The following is a 17,427-nucleotide window of genomic DNA, read 5'->3' on the forward strand; positions in this document are numbered from 1 at the left end:
TATGCAAGATAATCTGCCATAACATCTGTGTAGTTATACAGGAAATGCACGAACTCGGCATAAAACCGCTATTCTGTGTAGAAAGTCAAGCATCTGTGTAAAAAGTCAGGGCATTTCCCTACTTTCTACACAAAGCCGTTCTAGAGGAAAAACTTAAAAATGAAGACGGTCTTCAAATAAGTATTAGTTTTACCTTGAGAGGTACGACAAGAAAGGGGGTTTCCAGGTGAAAAAAACAACAAAATCTACTAGCGTAAAAAAAGCACGAATTATTTATGAAGGAAAACCACGGCAAAAAGGAAGCATAACAACTATTATTTTAAGTATACTCATCATCATTTTAGCGGTTTATATGCTTAGCAGCGGAACATTTTTCTTGCTTAAACAACCACTTTTTACTACCTCACAAACAAACAACAGCCTTCTAGTTACTGTAAACAACGAACCCATCTATAGCTCCGATTTAGATGAACAATGGAACGCGCTACCTCTTGAAGTAAAAAAAGAATTTAGTCGAGCAGATGTTTTAGATAAAATGGTTGAAGAACAAATTTTGCTCCAAGAAGCAAGGCAACAAAATATTACTGTTACTGACGAAGAAGTGGCTGCATTTATTGAACAACAGCTTGTTATTATGGGTCTTACACCAGAACTCTTCGCTGAATACCTTGATTTACAAGGCGTTACCAAAGAAGAAATCACTGAACTTTATAGAGAACAACTTACCATCCTTAAACTCTTTGAAAAAGCGATGCCAGCCACACCCCCTGTGAGTGATGAAGCTATTACTGCATATTATACAGCACATCAAACAGACTTTTTTCAAAAAGAAACAACAACAATACGACATTTATTTACAGAAATCAATGAACAGTTTAACGAAAGCCAAGCACAAGAACGAGTAAATACTATTTTAGGTCTGCTAAAGGGCAATTTTAGTAATTATTGTGCGCTGGTAGCTAATTACAGTATGGATTTAGGAAGTGCGCAGAACTGCGGCGAATACACCTTTGTTAAAGGAGAACTTGATAATCCAACATTTGACGCATCATTTGCTATGGACGTGGGTACACTTCAAGTATTTAATAGTAGTGCAGGAATACATATCATGCTAAAAACTAATGAAACGCCTGCTAAACAGCTCGAACTTAACGATCAAATCTTGCTTCTGCCAAATAAACCAACATTAAAAACATTAATTGCAGATGCACTTAGAGAAGAAGAAATGCAAGCGGCATATGAGACATATGTTGCCACGCTTGTTGCAAAAAGCAATATCACCTACGAAATTAAAGAATTAACCCAGCCAGCAACAATTGCTTTAGAAGCCCCACAAGACGTGAACAACACAAATCTAACAATATAGGTCCCTATGAAGAAGTTATTATAACAAGCTTTATAAATATGAAATCATTTGCTTTTTTTAGTGTTTAAATGGGTCCCACCCGAGCAGCAAGCTTGTAGCTTGTAGCAATGAATTGTGGACACTCTTAAGCGCTGCAGCCCGACACGAGAGTACTCACGGGAGCTAACGACGAAACGCGAAAAACCAACGGTTTAAGTGCCACAGAAACTCATTTTCTGTTGGGTCAAGCAATGAGCTTGGGAGTTAGTGTCTCGGGCAACAAACACATTATTATCCTTTACATCATTGGAAAACAACATATCGAAGAAAAAATTCGAAAGTGACAGATCACGTCACAAAACACGCGTTTTCCATCGACAGCAGAAGGCGTGAAGCTTAACAATTACAATCATGAATCATTTATTTTGGTAAAAAGAGCTCATTAAAGCTCTAGATTGCAAAAAAAAGACAAAAAAAACAGTTACTTGACAAGACAAAAAGATTACGTAGGTCGTTGTGGATGCTGTATTTTCGTCGGTTAAGACTCATTCTGCTTAGATGCGTAAGGGAACTATATGGATTACAAGAAACAACCACAGAGGTAAATAAAAATGGCAACGCTCAACAATTCTAAAAAAAAATTGTTGGCGCCCAAAGCAAAGCTTTAGGAAATAGCACAAGCAAACAAAAAAAACATTGTTAAGCTTAGGCAACTTTTGAACAACTTATAGAGGTAAATAAAAATGGCAAAAATAGCACAAGTCTCATCAAAATATATCATTCATTCAACCATTAACATCGACGGAGTTGTTGATCGACCAGACGTTATCGGAGCAATCTTTGGACAAACAGAAGGATTACTCGGCGAAGACCTAGAACTTCGAGAACTTCAAAAATCAGGCCGAATAGGACGAATTGAAGTAAATACAGATACAAAAAATGGTAAAACAACAGGAGAAATTATTATTCCAAGCAGCCTTGATAAAGCAGAAACAGCAATTATCGGTGCAGCACTGGAAGTTATTCAACGAATAGGACCATGCAATGCAAAAATCCAAGTTAGCAATATCGAAGATATAAGAATTTCAAAACGAAAATTCGTGATTGATAGAGCAAAAAGCTTACTTAAAGAACTTGTCGATGGCGTTATGCCCGACTCCCAAGAATTAGCAGATGAAGTGGCATACTCTGTACGCGTTGCAGAAATCACGGAATTTGGCAAAGAACGATTATCAGCAGGACCAAATATTGACGATTCAGACGATATCATTGTTGTTGAAGGACGAGCAGATGTTCTTAATTTACTCAAATACGGATTTAAAAATGCAATAGCTGTAGGAGGAACAGGAATTCCAAAAACAATCATTGATTTATGTAAACAAAAAACAGTTACTGTTTTTGTTGATGGCGACCGAGGAGGAGATTTAATCATCCGAGAACTTACCAGCCAAACGGAAATTGATTTTGTCGCTAAAGCACCAGATGGCAAAGAAGTCGAAGAACTCACTAAAAAAGAAATTCATAAAGGACTTCGAGGACAAATAGCTATTGAGCAAATTCATCTTGAAGCTGCAAATGGGCATGACGCTAAACCACAACGACGAGACAATAGAGACACTCAACGAGCAGACCGACGAGGAAACGATCGACGAGACACCAGAACAAGTAGAGATACACGAAGTACGGATAGACGAAGTCAAACGAATTCTCGTAACGAAGGAACAAACAATCGACGAAGCAACAAAGAACCAACCGCTGATGAAAAAGAAAAATTTAATTCCATGCTTGAAGATTTAATCGGTACAAGAGGCGCATACATCCTTGATAAAGGATTACAAATTCTGGGAAAAATTCCTGTTAGCGAATTAGAAAGTACAGTGAAAAGTTTAAACAACACCATTCATGCAATTGTCTTTGATGGCGATATTACCAAAGAATTACTTGATGTTAGCGAAAAAAGTAATGTCTCATTCCTTATTGGCATGAGTAGCAAAGTAACCGCTAGCGGACGAACAAAAATTCTCACGCCAGAACAATTAGCATAAATATAGAAACTACAACCACCTATTTTTTTATTTTACTAATTTTTATTTTACTAAGCTACTTGTTTTTTAAGCCACGCAACTTCTTCTTTATCAAGTTCTAATTCATCTTGCAAAGGAGCATTATGCGCTAAAGCATTAAGAAGGAAAGGATACACATCTTGTAATGCACGTCTTTTTGAAATACGCATTTTATCTGCAATTTTTTCAATAATAACTTTTCTTTTTGCATACATCATGTTTGCTTGCCAATAACGAAGCAATCTTGTCGGTTGATGATAATTTGGCTCCGTAACAGATTTTTCATCTTTAGAAAGCGCAATACCCACAGATAATAAAAGATAACAATAGGCATAATACCGATAATACTGCCAACGACGAATACGACCAAAGAAGATATCGGCTAAAGATAATGTTTCGTAAGCTTTTGCAACATCAATTGGTTTTGTATACTCCTTAGGTAGGTTTTCATCCACCCACAAAAAAATTTTATCTAAATCTTCATTTACATAATCATATGAACCAAAGACAACATCAGGATCTGTTGACTTAAACACACGCACTAGCACATCGCCAAGTTCTTGTGTTTTTCTTCGCACATCCATATCAGTTGTTGACGCATCCTTTATAATAAGATAAGCAAATAAGTCATTTAATGCCCCACGAGCATCGCCTGCAGTTTGACGCGCAAGCGTTTTGAGAATTTTTTCATCACAATTAATTTTTGCTCGCATGCATGCACCTTGCAGAACAGTCACCACATCATTTGTTGCTAAAGAATTAAATTGAATAGTCATACTTGTTTTTTTAAGAGAAGAAAATTTCTTATCAAACACATTAACGCCCGTCATCACCATAGGAAATGTTGAACGTTTAATAAAATCAGCAATAACGCTTGGCGCGCCCCTGTCCTTTGTGCCAGAAAGACCATCAACTTCATCAAGAAGAATAATTTTTTTATTACCAAATAAACTTGCTTGTCCTGTTGCATTAGAAAGAAACTCTTTTAGCGTTGCTTGATTTCGTGCATCACTTGCATTGAGCTCTAAAATTTCATAATTATGCTGCGTTGCATAAGCATACACGCTTGCAGTTTTGCCAACACCAGGAGGACCAAACAAAAACAAACCCTTACCTTTTTGAAAATACTTAAAAAACTCTTTCATTTGCTTGATTGCTTCATCTTGACCAATTATTCCTGAGAGATTGTCGGGACGATGTAAAAAGAAGGGTTCCATGGAAGAGTAAAAGAATAAGTGCTATAAAAAACTAGGGTTTTTAGAGTCTCAAACAAAGTTTAACATATAAAAAGGTTCACAAGCACAGATTTATATAGAAGAAAAGAACTTTACTAACAGGAGGGGATGGTATGAATTATTTAGCAGCACAACAAGAAGTTGATACGTGGATTTCGCAATTCAAAATATCTTATTTTCAAGCGCATGAAATAATCACGCAACTCGCAGAGGAAAACGGCGAAGTATCCATGGCAGTTCTTAAGGAAGAAAAAGAAGAAATAGCAGAAGAACTAGCAGACGTTGTTTTTGCACTCATTTGCATGAGTAATAGCCACCATATTTCTCTTCAAGCAACATACAAAAGTATAGCATTACCTACACCATCAACCCATACACTCACGTATGCCATAGGACAAGTGGCTCGAGAAATTAGTCATCTTTACGGACCAAAAAAGAAAAAAGATTCAGAAGAACGAGCTGACTTAAAACAACGACTCGAAGAAACCTGTGTAGCAGTTAACCAAGTCGCAGAAAGTTATCACATTAATCTAGATGAAGCATTTCAAAAACACATGGACAAACTCTACAACAGAGATAATAATCGGTGGGAAAAGAAATGATTATAGGAATTGTAGGAAAACCAAGCGTAGGCAAAAGCACGTTTTTTAAAGCAGCAACACTATCAGAAGTAGAAATAGCGAATTATCCATTCACCACCATAAAGCCAAATCATGCCGTGGGTTTTGTCAAAATAAAAGATGCAGCGCAAGAACCAGCATTTGGAAAAATAGCGAATCCGCGCATGGGTTATGTACAAGGCATTTGGCGATTTGTTCCTGTAGATCTTATTGATGTTGCAGGACTTGTTCCGGACGCGCATAAAGGCGAAGGTATGGGTGGACAATTTCTTAGCGACCTGAATCAAGCAGACGCACTCATCCACGTGATTGACGTCAGTGGCAGTGTGAATGAACGAGGCGAACCAGTTGAAGCCGGAAGCTATGACCCTGCAAACGATATCAAATTCTTAGAAATAGAACTTAATTATTGGTATTTAGATATCCTTAAGAAAGGATGGGAAAAAGCCGCACGCGTTGTGCAGCAAGAAAAAAAAGAACCATTCATTGCAATCGCTAAACAAATGACAGGTGTTGGCGTGACCGAAGACATTGCAAAAGCAGCACTTAAAACACTTGGTCTTACTGAAAAACCAGCACCTACCTGGACTGAAGAAGAACTCTTTACACTTGCAAATATTCTTCGAAGCAAAACAAAACCAATGATTATTTCAGCAAACAAATGCGATCAACCAGCCGGCAAAAAAAACTATGAGCGACTTAAAATAGAATTTCCCAATTATACTATTATTCCAACGAGTGCTGAAGCAGAGCTAGCGCTTCGAGAAGCAGCAAAAAAAGAATTAATTAATTATTTACCTGGAGAACAAGATTTCACCATTACCGATAAAGGAACAACAGTAATGAGTGAAGCGCAACAACAAGCACTTACATTTATTAAACAAAATATTCTTCAAGAATTTGAGCAAGGAAGCGGCATTCAAGCAATACTTAATACGACCGTCTTTGATGTGCTGCATATGAAAGCGATACATCCAGGAGGCGTAGGCAAACTAGAAGACAGCGATGGCAATACACTTCCTGATTGTTTCTTGATGAAAAAAGACGCAACAGCACTTGATTTTGCTTACCGATTACATACTGACTTTGGAAAGAACTTTATTAAGGCAATTGATGTTCGAACAAAACTACCTGTTGGAAAAGATCATGTGCTTAAACACCTTGATATAATTGAGATTATGTCTTCGAAATAATTTCAAAAATTGGGAGTAAAATTCCCATTTATAGAAATTAGTGCTTTGAAATAAGTAAGAATAAGTACACATCAAAATAAACAAATTATTTAATCAAACCATATTTATCTAAAAGATCCTTATACCGCTGAAAATCAGGACTTCGTTTAAATGCATTAATTTGATCAGGAGATAAGCGACCAATCCATTTGTGAATGACGCGAAGCGTTTCACGAGTTTCTCGCTTGAGCAATTCTTGTTCATCTACCACGGGCTCACCAACAGAATCTTCTTCATACTCTTCACTCACTTTAGCTCTACGAAATAAAGAAAATAAACGAGATAATAATCCTTCGCGTTGATCCTCAAGCTCTTGGACTTCTTCCTGAACGTGCTCAATTTCATCTTCAACTTCTTCAACTTCTTCTGCAATATCAGATGGAAGCTCATCAATTTCATCTAATGCATCTTGTTTCTCTTTTGAGGTTCGAAAGCGAGCGAAAAAAATACTAAATAAAGAAGGTTTTTTCTCGCGCTCATAAACCGTAGATTCAGTTACAGGCACCTCAGGAACCCTATCATCACTTGAAAACCTAAGAAAAGAAAAATCTGTATTTAAAAATTTTTTAGGACTTACAACAGATCCTCTTCGGCTATCCAAATAAGCACCCATATCATCATTAAAATCTTTTTGACGTTTGCTAATACCCATCACCCTCATAAACAACACTACTATACAATAGACCGCGAGAAAGACTTTATAAGCTTTTTGGTGACTACGAAAGAGAAACTGGCTAGTTTTATTTATGCACGCCATCGATATACACCTCGATATGCTAATTTTTATAAAGGGGAATTTGATTCTTGTAGCTACAAAGCCAGAACCATTTTTTCGGGGACATAGTATAACCTGGCTAGAATAGCCGGCTCCAGTCATTGGAGCGATGAGTCAACTTGTTTATTGACGATGATTATTCCTGTGGAAGATACCGGCAGATCGGGGTTCAAATCCCCGTGTCCCCACTCAAATTCCTAACAAAATAATTAAAAAAAAATAAGGATTTGAACATGCTCAAAAATCTTTGATTTTTGGCAGCAAAGCTCATCGAGCTTAGCAATCCCCGTGTCCCCACTCAAATTCCTAACAAAATAATTAAAAAAAAATAAGGATTTGAACATGCATAGAAGATAACTTTAAGAAAAAAGTAATTGTTAAAAACTAAAACAACAAAACAAGCATTATTTTTTAGCAACGTTGTTGCTTCGTGCAGAAGTTGAATTTTTTGTTGATAATTTTTTTGATGATTTTCTTGCTACAGACTTTTGTACTATTCGCTTAGACGCTTTTTTAGTTGTTGTCTTTTTCAAAGAGTTCTTTTGCTCTTGCGCTACTTGACGCTCAAGTTTTCTTCGCTCTTTTGCTTCTTTTTTTTGTGCTCGCTCTTCTGCTCGTTTTTGTTTTAGAGCTTCTGCTTCTGCTTGTTTAATAGCATTTTGACGAGCTAGCTCTTTTTTTCTAGAGCGAAGAGAAACAATAACAAAAAACAGAATTGCAACTACAAGCAACATAATTAAATTAACATAGACACATGTCATCGCAAAACATTGCTTAAGAGTATAATCCTCAACAGGTAATACTTCAACAAAAATATCAGGACTTTGCGCTCGCACACCATAACTATCAATAGCATAAAACTGCACAACAGTACTACCGGACCAATCGGTAAAAGGAATCAATTTTATTTTTGAACCACGCACCTTACTAGAAAGCACATCCTCATAAATAACATTAACACCAAACTCTTCAATATCGCCATCTGGATCTGAAAAAAAGTCATACATATCAAATACCCTCGGCGAATCTTCAGCTAAACGAAGATATGTTGTTGAATTCGTCTCTAAATTATAGGTAGTAACATAATCGCTTTTTTGCGGCACACCCCAAATAAGCAAAACACTTATTAGCGCAATAATCATCAAACCAAGCACGATAAAACCAAGTGTTTTGCGTGAACGAAAAATACTTCTTAATGCAAGTTTAATAATAAGAATGAATAATAACACTGCAAATATAATTACCAACATAAAAAAAGCAATAGTGCAGGGAGTTTGCGCAATAATAGTTTGCCAAGCATACCTCGTCCATGGATAATCCACAACAGTAATAGTTACTGGATACGTAAAGGTTAAACCTGAATCAATATGTGTTAGTAGTAAACTTGTTTCTAACGTGTAACCAATAAGAGAAGCATTATCATCCATTGCTTGCAGAAGTAATTCTTCTTCATCAATAAATATAGTTAGGTCTTTAACTTCTGTTTTCCCTAAATCTATAAAAGAATTTTCTATACTTAGGGCATTTGTATCAATAAACTCTGCAGAATACCAACCATAGGTTGTTCCTTTGTTTTGAATGGGCAGCGTAAAAGAGTCCTTTGTATAATGAACATCTACAGTTTTTTTTTGTGGTGCTACCATATAACATTCTTGAATAGTATTCACATGTAAATCAAAGTTTTCTTCTGCAACAAGTTCCCCTCTAAAATAAGAACTAAGCGTGATAGGATAACGCATGGTTTCATTTCTAACATCAGTAAAATTAAAGTATGATGATTGTGTAGAAAAAGGCTCAAGCTCCATAAAAGATTCATCAACACTTAAAAAATTAGGAGCAGTTAGTACTAACTCAACACCAATATCGGCTGCGCCATTATTTTTAATTTCAAAAGGTCTGCTTAGCGTGTCTAAACCACAGACATGCAAATCAGAATAGGGTACGTCGAGATGATTTTTAAAATTATAACAATCTAAAACTTCAATGGAAGTAGCAAAAGCTCGGGTAACATCGCCTTGTAGAGAAGTTGCATGGATACTGAAATTATTAATTCCGAAATGTTTTTCTGCAGGATTAAAAGAAACTTTAATTTCGCGAGATTCACCGGCTTTGACAAGTACATTATTAAGCGTTTCATCTGTAAGAGGATTAAGTAATTCTACATCAATACATGACGGACCGAGAAGGTCTAAAGCAAAAAAGTCATCAAAAGCATTATCGTTGTTTAAGCGTACCACATATTCAGCAGTTTCTTCTTCGCAAACAAGGGTAATAGGATTAGCGGTAAACGCAAACTCGTATGTTTGATTAACAAATAATTGTTGCGAAAACTCTGCTTTATGCATATTTTTTATTGCTTGAACAGTATAATCAAGAGTAATATTGCCATACTCATTACAAGGCAAATCATAATATATGTTAATATCTGCAGCGTTTTGAGAAGCGAGCGTTACTTTGTTCGTATTAAGTGTTGCAAACTCAGCAAAATCACCTAAGAATACTTCATACGTTTCTGTAAATTGGCCCGCATTGGTAATGGTAAACGATGTGCTAAACGGCTCGCAAACACCTGAAGTAAGATTCTCTTCAGCTAAATCAATATACATATTCTGACAATCAACAAACAAAATTTCTTGCTCAATAAACTGTGTTTGACCATATATGGAGGTAACAATTATTTCTAATAGGTCTTTACCTGACTTTGAGCAAGGAGCATTAACATATAATGGAATCTCAGTTGTTTCACCACCAGCCAAGTCTACACTTGTTAAAGCAGGAGTGACATATTCTTGATTAAGTTCTAGTGTATAGCGATCAGGAAGTGAACCGGTGTTTGTTATAGATATAGAATCTATAATAGAACCACATTGACACACTGAAAAACTTGAAGTAGGTGCGGTGATAACGAAATCAGTTGAAGTGGATGTTAAAACTACATCTATATCATGAGCTGCAAATACAACAGCAGAGAAAAGTAACAACATGGTTGTTACAATAAGAATGTGAGTTGCTATTTTATTCATTATTTCCACCAATCTTTCATTGTAACAAAAAATAACTCAAAAAGAAAAAAAAGAAAAAATGCTCAGAAATTTAACATTTCTGGCGCAATTCAAAACACTTAGTAATACGTTTTTGCATCTTCGTCTTCATCATCATCTGAGCCACGTAGTTTGTTAAAACCAACTACTAGACCAATTAAGATTAAAATGATTACTAAAATGATTAAACCAATTTCTAATGTTTTTTTCAGACCGTCCCAACTTCGAGCACCGTTATCAGCTACTGCTGCAGTTAGAGAAACTTGTTTTACTTCATTATCACTTTCAATAGAAAGTTGGAAGATTTGGTTTCCTACAACGCCATCGTTTGCGGTTACATGAAGGAATACGGTTTTTGTTTGACCAGCACTAACAATTACTGTTGGATTTGGATCAACTGTGTATGTTCCCCAAGATTCAACACCTTGAACACTAAGTACATAAGACTTGTCCTCATTAGCATTGTTTTGAACACTAATTGGGAAAATAACTGAGTCACCAGTCATAGCTTGCATACTTGGAACAGTAATAACAGAGTTATCATCTGTATCTTCAGCAACTTGAGCAGCTAAAACTTCAACAGCACTAGTTTTTACAACGCTATAATAATCGTTGAATTTAACTTTATATTCAACAGTGTAAAAACCTGGTTGAGCGCTTTTGGGGAACCGTAAAATGGTTTCTTCAAAAGTTGCTTTTTGGCCAGCTTCTAAATCGTCTAATGTTTCAGTATCTTTAATGTTTAATTCTGGAACACTAACCATCAACGTTACACTATCAAGATCATTGTCACCGACATTTTCAACTTTAACAAGAGCTGAAAGTGCTCGACCTGCTAGTACTTCATCAGAAGGGTTTAAGTAAGCTTCTTTGATAAGAATTGCTTCTTGTCTTTCTACACCTTGCACGTCAAGGTTGTATTCGAAAACTTTTACAAGATCTGCTCGGTCAGTCACAAAAATTCGTAATTTAGTTGGAATTGCTCCAGCTTCATCACTTTCCATTTTTACAGGAATTTGTAATTCCATATCAACTGATTTTTCTCGACCTGCATCCATATCAAAAGTTCTTGTTTGTTGCAAAACTTTGTCAGTTTCAAATTCACTGAATTCATAACCGGAAATGGTTGCAATAATTTGCACATCTTCGATGTCTGTTGCTGCTGCAACACGTACTCGAATAGGTAATGTTTGTCCTCGTCGTACTTCAAGAACGTTTTCTGTATTGTCGTCGTAAACACTGTGTTCTTCGCCATCAATTTTGATGTAGAGAACGTCAAGGCCTACAGGGTCTTCTGCTGCTACAAAGCCCGGAAGCATTGCAAATGCTAACAGAGCGACCATCATAACACTTAAAATCTTTATTTTCATGGTTCTTTCCTCCCCAAATATTTGTATAGAGTTTAATTTATAATCCGAAAAATGGAACAAGCTATATAAACTTTTCGGATATTAACTATTTTGCAGTGAGAACGGAATGTTATTCCTACTCACTCAAACTAATACTCTACCTCCAAGTAACTGATTTTCGCCCGATGGAAACCATCTGCTGAAACCGAAATTTCAGGATAATATACATCAGGTTCTACATAATCCGGCACATAACCAAAAATTGTAAGCGTTACTTTCTCCCCGTCATCAATTGACATTGCTTTACTTTTGAAGCGAACACCAAAATCAGGCACGGAAAACGTAGCTTTTACATCTTCAAGGTCATACCCCACATCATTTGTTACTGTTACGTACACTCGCAAGTCATCGCCGGGTAGAGCTGTTTCATAGCCAGTTCCTATAATTTGAATGCTATTTACTTGCAAGTTTCTGTTCGTTGTTGATTGTACTTCTTCACTTGCATAACCAGTTACGATTAAACCAGCGGAAGCAACATCGGATCGACCATCTTCATCAACAACAAGCAAGTTAACAATATAACTTCCAGGCTGCGCTAAAGATGCACTTATCGATTTGCCGTACAACAATTTCACAGTACTACCATTATCATCTGTAATTTCCCATTGATAATTAACAATGGTTTTTCCAGGAGCAGCAGTTGAAGCACTTCCATCAAACTCAAGCACTTCATCAACTACAGCAACATTTGGACCGTAGATAATTGCGGTTGGACCGCTCGCATTATCAACAATCTGAATAGTAATTGTTGCAGAGGTTGTTGCTTTTCCATCAAAAACAGATAGTACAACAGACGTTGTACCCGCACTAAACATATCACACACTAAAGCATTTGCAATAGTTAATTTACATGTTACTACATCAGCATCAGTATTTGATGTGTCAAGTGCATACGTTAATGGATCATTATCTTCATCATAGCCATACATTCCAACATCAGCAATTGCAACGAACGTTTCTTGATAATCAAAAGGTTCTGCAATAGATTCTGGAAGACCTTGGAATATAGGTGCGTGATTTATTCCTTGTTCTGAAACAACAGTAAGGTATAGTGTTGCTTTCGCTTCAAGCTGACCATCTGAAACAATAACATCTAATCGAGTATTGCCAACGCCAACAAGATTACAACTAAGAACAGCACCTGCTAAATTACAATCAACAACAGCAGTATTTGTTGCGGTTGTGTCTATTGTAAAGGTTAAGGAATCGTTGTCTGCATCTTCTGCAAAATTAGCAAGATCAACAACAGTTACTGCACCTTCTGAAATATCATACCGATATAACGCATTAAGATTTTCAAAGTAAGGTCTACTATTTGCTCCAAGAGATGAGTCTATAATAGTAAAAAATACTTCGTGAGACGCAGGAAATTCACCATCATTTGCGAAAAGAGTAATAGAAGTTTGTCCAATATCATAAAATTCGCAAGCAAGCGTTCCTTGTACATCTTCATAAAGATTGCAATTCATAATACTATCATTCATTGCAGATGTATCGATTGCATAAGTTAATGCGTCACCATCTTCATCTCGCGCATAATCTGCAACAGCTAAGACATTGTCTTGGGTTGTTGTTGCTAAATCATAAACGAAATGTTTAATTGGTAAAAAATGTGGTGGATTATTATCCGTATCAACGTTATTATCATTGTACACAAAGAACTCTAAGAGCTCTGTCCAATTATCAGCGTTGTTATTAACATTTATGGCCGTACCTTGAATTATATAATGACCTTGCGTTAAGTCAGTTGTATCAATTTCGTACGTGCCACTTGTGCCGCCAACAGAAGTATCATCTATTAAATCCTGAGCAGGAAAATCAGCTTCTCCTCGGAATAATAAATTAATATCTGTTTGTATAGTATTATCTCTTATGGTATCATAGCTTTGATACACAAACGTTACTGGAACTCCAGCATCAACTGAAATATAATTAACAGTATCATCTTCCCACGTTTGCGCGTAGTAAAGTGTTGCTGAAGCAACAGAAGCACTCACCAACATGAATGCCATTGCCAGGAAAACTACCAATAGTTTTTTCATTTTTTCACCTAAAATTTATACACAACAGAAACTTTTCCCTGTCGCGTGTTATCAAGGAATTGAGTCATATTATGAACTCCACCAAGAATTCCAAGACTATTGCCATTATCAAACTTGTAAGATAACCCGATATCACCATCGAGTCCACCAAATTCTAGACCTTGGGAATTTGTTGTCGTCGGAACACCAACAGGTTTACTTCCTAAAGCATCACCTGATTCAGTTGCCGTCATATAATTTCTTTGCTCAGTCTGAGTGGTTGTATTCTGTTTCACAAAATAAGGTCCCAATGCTAAATTAAGAGCTAATTTTTTTGCTAGAGGAATATCAACTGTTCCTTGCACATTAAAAACGGGCTTGGTATCTCCTGATGACGTGGTTAACACATAAGGTTCGCTTAAGATTTTTGTGCTTGGACTTAATGTCGCTTCACCAGCTAATTCTTTTGTTGTTTCACCATCATAAGAAGTTATTGGAGCATTAACAAATGCTTGACTTTGTACACCAAAAGGACCATAGCTTGCAGCTGCACCAACGCCAAACATATTGTTAGTAAAATATGATACTGCGGGACCAACATGAGCTTCTAAAGGATTTTTTTCCGTTTTTACTTTTTCTTTTTTAGCGGGAACTTCATACGCTGTTTTGCCGACTAAAGAATCTTTAGTAATTACTTCGTTTGATTCGCCAAATTCAGGATTTTTTACCCAATCAGCATATACGCCCGTTGTATCATAAGGTGTTAGTATTTCTGAAGGCATTAAACCAGTTACGCGAATTTTCGCGTGTTGACCTTCACTATCAACATTGTAGGAAAGTACTTCTGATGGAAAAAGACCTGCATATAAATCATTTTCAAGAATATATTGCATTACTTTTTTTGCTTGTGCTGCAGATAATTCTTTTTGTAAATTAAATGTTGGAACGGTATCATACACGTTTACTTTATCTGCCACTCGAGGCAATGCTTCTTTGTGCATATCATCTTTGAATAATTTATTTAAGGTGGATTGTCCATAATTAAATAAACTATCAACATTCATACTTAGTTCAAAAGCAAGAGCTTTTTCTCCTTGACCAATTAAAGAATCCATTTCAGAGGTGTATCCTTCTGCATCTCTTGTAATATATGCAACCTTTAAAGGATCAACTAAATGACCTGCATCAACAAGGCAGGTGTTACAATCAGTAGAATCAGGATTTACCCATTCCATAACACGATCTAGAGAAGGAAGGTTTCCAATATCTCCATGAGTGCTTGGCAAGTTTTGTTGTGTTACGCAAGATGTGCCTAACATTCCAATACCAAGAACAGCTAATTTTGCGTCTCGCACAATATTGTTCAAATTTAATTTTTTCATTATAATATCCCTCTTGAGTGTTTATTGTTTTTTATGAAGCCAGAATTTATTTTGGGCTTCTTTTTCTTCAGCCTCAATTGCTCGCATGTAAGAGTTTTTTTCTAAAGGCTTTAGTGAAAATTGTTCTCCTCGAGGCGCATTGTATAAATCGTCTTCAAGGCAATTCTCAAATACTGAATCAGTTGCAAAATCAAATAATCCTGCATCAGTTAATGAGTCTAATCGTGCTTGTTTTTTAGCCATGGCTTTTTTATGAGCATCCGGAACTACTGCACGAGGTGTTGGCATTGTTTTTTTATATGCTACTACTTCATCAAGCGCCTCAGTTATCATAGAATCAATTCCATATACTTTTGTTGCAACAGAATCAAGAAGCACGCCATTTGCTTTTACTTGATCATACACAGAATCAACTTTATTATCAACACCAAGTACTGTTTCGTACACCGAATCAACTTTGTTATCAATTACATCAATTACTTGATAAGTTGAATCTGCATGAGTAATAATTGTTGAGTCCGTTACTGCATGGGCATCTTGAACAGTGTTAAGTACATCATTATTATTGTTCTTATCAATGAAACAATTTCCTACCCAACCAACAGCATATAAACCAGCAATTCCTCCTGCAATGAGTAAACCGGTTCGTCGATTTTTCCTTTGCTCATCACGCGTTATGTATTGATTTGATTTTATACCATTCATCCCAACAATAATTTGATCGAGTTTCTCGCCAAGAATCTTATTAGTTATGGATTTAGAACCTGTTTTCTTAGATGAACTCTGAGCTGTTTCTTTTTTGCTTGTCATGAATATAAACCCCCTAAAAAAAGGCCTGTAACTCCATTCGGAGAAACTCATTCGCTCCTTTGAAGTGATAACCTATTAGGGTTTGAAACTAAAGGAAGTATATAAAAGTTACTTTTTAGTAGGAACAAACAATAAGTAATACCTATAGCCATAAACCAAGCAAATTACAGAAGCAAAAGCTTAAAAAAAATATGAGGCAACGAGTTAGCGTGAGAAAAATTATTGTGGGCGGAGGGCCGATAGGGCTGTATGTGGCAGCAAGAAGCGCTGAAAGCACCGTATTTGATCAAAAGAAACAGATTGGAAGACCTGTGCAATGCACCGGGTTACTTACCACAGAAGCAGAGCAGTTGCTGGGAAAACGATTGCTTAAAGACATTACGCTGAACAAGATTACACAAACCACTATTATCGGGCCGACAACGCAAGCAAATGTGCAACTCAGTTCTAATTACGTTATTGATAATAGTTTATTTGAAGAACGACTCGCTGATTTAGCGCTACGAAAAGGCAATGAAATACGCCTGCAGCAGCGCTACGAAGGCTCAAACGAGTCAAAACACCGGTTTAAAGACTTAAAAACGGGTAACGTTCGTACTGTGGAAAGTACAGAACTTATTGGGGCGGATGGGCCAACATCGCAAGTTCGAAAACAAGCAGGGTTGGGGAGTCAAGAAAGTTATGTTGGCATGCAGGCGCGTATTCGCGTCAAAGAGCACGAGAACAAGATAGTATTTTATCCGCATATTGGTGTGTACGCGTGGTATGTGCCTGAAACGGAACATACGGCCCGTGTGGGCCTTGCTACTAAGGAACCGTCTAACGCGTTATTTACCTCGTTTTTGAAGCGATTTCCTGGGAAAATTATAGAAAAACAAGGAGGACGAATACCAATGCACCGGCCACGGAGTAGAACCATGAGGACTACAGGGACGCATCGCACGATACTCCTCGGGGATGCCGCTGGGCACATAAAAAATACTACAGGCGGCGGGCTTATTATGGGCATGCGGGCTGCGAAACATTATCTTGCTACTAAGAAGGACTACAGAGGATCTCCAGGGCCCTTACGAAAGGAATTGTATACGCATTTCCTAGTGCATAACCTACTTTTCTTGGCAAGCCATCACGAATGGGATAAGATAATTAGTGCAGGAGCACAATTAGCACCAGCGCTTGAGCAAATTCCTCGAGATAACGCCCGAAAACTTATCTTGCCACTAGCAACCAACAAGACAATTCTTCATTATAGCTTAGCAAAAGTGCTTTCGGGAAAGGTAAAACTCTTTTGAAATCGAGGAATTTATTCTGCTTGCAATCAAGTTGCTTAACGTTTTTGAGTAATGTATATAAAGAGGTGCGAAGTTTACGCCTAGCAGAGGACAGGTGTTACAACGATGAGTAAAAAACATACCACACAGCACAAAAAAGAAGTAGTAAAAAAAGAAGAGTCGGCACAACATGCTGCGCATACTAGCGCGGAACAAAAAACTG

The 17,427-nt window shown here is 36.9% G+C and carries 12 protein-coding genes and 1 tRNA gene; 6 read left to right on the forward strand and 7 right to left on the reverse strand.

Annotated elements, in window-relative coordinates:
- The first annotated feature begins 226 nt into the window (after positions 1 to 226).
- Together K9M74_04485 and K9M74_04490 are read left to right on the forward strand one after the other, a co-directional pair.
- Positions 227 to 1,366, forward strand: coding sequence for a SurA N-terminal domain-containing protein (locus K9M74_04485; GenBank protein MCF7799135.1), 1,140 nt, complete (start codon positions 227 to 229; stop codon positions 1,364 to 1,366).
- 722 nt (positions 1,367 to 2,088) lie between these two features.
- Positions 2,089 to 3,390: a DNA primase gene (locus K9M74_04490; protein ID MCF7799136.1), complete on the forward strand. Its 1,302-nt coding sequence runs from the start codon at positions 2,089 to 2,091 to the stop codon at positions 3,388 to 3,390.
- A gap of 50 nt (positions 3,391 to 3,440) precedes the next feature.
- Here K9M74_04490 and K9M74_04495 read toward each other — a convergent pair whose 3' ends face one another.
- On the reverse strand, positions 3,441 to 4,625 hold the full coding sequence (locus K9M74_04495) for a replication factor C large subunit (GenBank protein ID MCF7799137.1): 1,185 nt from the start codon (positions 4,623 to 4,625) through the stop codon (positions 3,441 to 3,443).
- Positions 4,626 to 4,756: 131 nt separating this feature from the next.
- On the opposite strand from K9M74_04495, the gene K9M74_04500 reads away from it, so the two are divergent.
- Together K9M74_04500 and K9M74_04505 are read left to right on the forward strand one after the other, a co-directional pair.
- Positions 4,757 to 5,245 (forward strand): hypothetical protein, encoded by a 489-nt coding sequence (locus K9M74_04500; protein ID MCF7799138.1) that lies wholly within the window; start codon positions 4,757 to 4,759, stop codon positions 5,243 to 5,245.
- Positions 5,242 to 6,456, forward strand: coding sequence for a redox-regulated ATPase YchF (locus tag K9M74_04505; GenBank protein ID MCF7799139.1), 1,215 nt, complete (start codon positions 5,242 to 5,244; stop codon positions 6,454 to 6,456). Before K9M74_04500 ends, K9M74_04505 begins: the two co-directional genes overlap by 4 nt.
- 85 nt (positions 6,457 to 6,541) lie before the next feature.
- Here the strand turns inward: K9M74_04505 and K9M74_04510 are convergent, their stop codons facing one another.
- On the reverse strand, positions 6,542 to 7,252 hold the full coding sequence (locus K9M74_04510; GenBank protein MCF7799140.1) for a hypothetical protein: 711 nt from the start codon (positions 7,250 to 7,252) through the stop codon (positions 6,542 to 6,544).
- Positions 7,253 to 7,329: 77 nt separating this feature from the next.
- Between K9M74_04510 and K9M74_04515 the strand changes: the two genes are divergently transcribed.
- Positions 7,330 to 7,458: transfer RNA gene (locus K9M74_04515), tRNA-Trp, on the forward strand.
- 216 nt (positions 7,459 to 7,674) lie between these two features.
- Here K9M74_04515 and K9M74_04520 read toward each other — a convergent pair.
- The 5 genes from K9M74_04520 to K9M74_04540 all read right to left on the reverse strand — a co-directional run bounded on the left by K9M74_04520 (position 7,675) and on the right by K9M74_04540 (position 15,933).
- Positions 7,675 to 10,293, reverse strand: a complete 2,619-nt coding sequence (locus K9M74_04520; GenBank protein MCF7799141.1) for a hypothetical protein — start codon at positions 10,291 to 10,293, stop codon at positions 7,675 to 7,677.
- A 98-nt stretch (positions 10,294 to 10,391) separates the two neighbouring features.
- Positions 10,392 to 11,681 carry a hypothetical protein gene (locus tag K9M74_04525; protein ID MCF7799142.1) on the reverse strand — a complete coding sequence of 430 codons (1,290 nt, stop codon included), beginning with the start codon at positions 11,679 to 11,681 and terminating at the stop codon, positions 10,392 to 10,394.
- A 128-nt stretch (positions 11,682 to 11,809) separates the two neighbouring features.
- Entirely contained in the window at positions 11,810 to 13,762 is a 1,953-nt protein-coding gene (locus K9M74_04530) for a PKD domain-containing protein (GenBank protein MCF7799143.1), read from the reverse strand.
- Positions 13,763 to 13,770: 8 nt separating this feature from the next.
- Positions 13,771 to 15,123, reverse strand: coding sequence for a hypothetical protein (locus K9M74_04535; protein ID MCF7799144.1), 1,353 nt, complete (start codon positions 15,121 to 15,123; stop codon positions 13,771 to 13,773).
- 21 nt (positions 15,124 to 15,144) lie between these two features.
- Positions 15,145 to 15,933, reverse strand: coding sequence for a hypothetical protein (locus K9M74_04540; protein MCF7799145.1), 789 nt, complete (start codon positions 15,931 to 15,933; stop codon positions 15,145 to 15,147).
- A gap of 209 nt (positions 15,934 to 16,142) precedes the next feature.
- Between K9M74_04540 and K9M74_04545 the strand changes: the two genes are divergently transcribed.
- Positions 16,143 to 17,225: an NAD(P)/FAD-dependent oxidoreductase gene (locus K9M74_04545; protein MCF7799146.1), complete on the forward strand. Its 1,083-nt coding sequence runs from the start codon at positions 16,143 to 16,145 to the stop codon at positions 17,223 to 17,225.
- Positions 17,226 to 17,427: the final 202 nt, after the last annotated feature.

This window comes from Candidatus Woesearchaeota archaeon (assembly GCA_021734105.1).
Lineage (GTDB): Archaea > Nanobdellota > Nanobdellia > Woesearchaeales > SKGA01 > SKGA01.

What these genes read in the sequence shown, in the direction of transcription:
- K9M74_04490 (MCF7799136.1), top strand. Translation starts at nt 2,089, where the DNA reads ATGGCAAAAATAGCACAAGTCTCATCAAAATATATCATTCATTCAACC.
- K9M74_04510 (MCF7799140.1), bottom strand. Translation starts at nt 7,252, where the DNA reads ATGGCGTGCATAAATAAAACTAGCCAGTTTCTCTTTCGTAGTCACCAA.
- K9M74_04535 (MCF7799144.1), bottom strand. Translation starts at nt 15,123, where the DNA reads ATGAAAAAATTAAATTTGAACAATATTGTGCGAGACGCAAAATTAGCT.
- K9M74_04520 (MCF7799141.1), bottom strand. Translation starts at nt 10,293, where the DNA reads ATGAATAAAATAGCAACTCACATTCTTATTGTAACAACCATGTTGTTA.
- K9M74_04500 (MCF7799138.1), top strand. Translation starts at nt 4,757, where the DNA reads ATGAATTATTTAGCAGCACAACAAGAAGTTGATACGTGGATTTCGCAA.
- K9M74_04495 (MCF7799137.1), bottom strand. Translation starts at nt 4,625, where the DNA reads ATGGAACCCTTCTTTTTACATCGTCCCGACAATCTCTCAGGAATAATT.
- K9M74_04530 (MCF7799143.1), bottom strand. Translation starts at nt 13,762, where the DNA reads ATGAAAAAACTATTGGTAGTTTTCCTGGCAATGGCATTCATGTTGGTG.
- K9M74_04525 (MCF7799142.1), bottom strand. Translation starts at nt 11,681, where the DNA reads ATGAAAATAAAGATTTTAAGTGTTATGATGGTCGCTCTGTTAGCATTT.
- K9M74_04505 (MCF7799139.1), top strand. Translation starts at nt 5,242, where the DNA reads ATGATTATAGGAATTGTAGGAAAACCAAGCGTAGGCAAAAGCACGTTT.
- K9M74_04540 (MCF7799145.1), bottom strand. Translation starts at nt 15,933, where the DNA reads ATGACAAGCAAAAAAGAAACAGCTCAGAGTTCATCTAAGAAAACAGGT.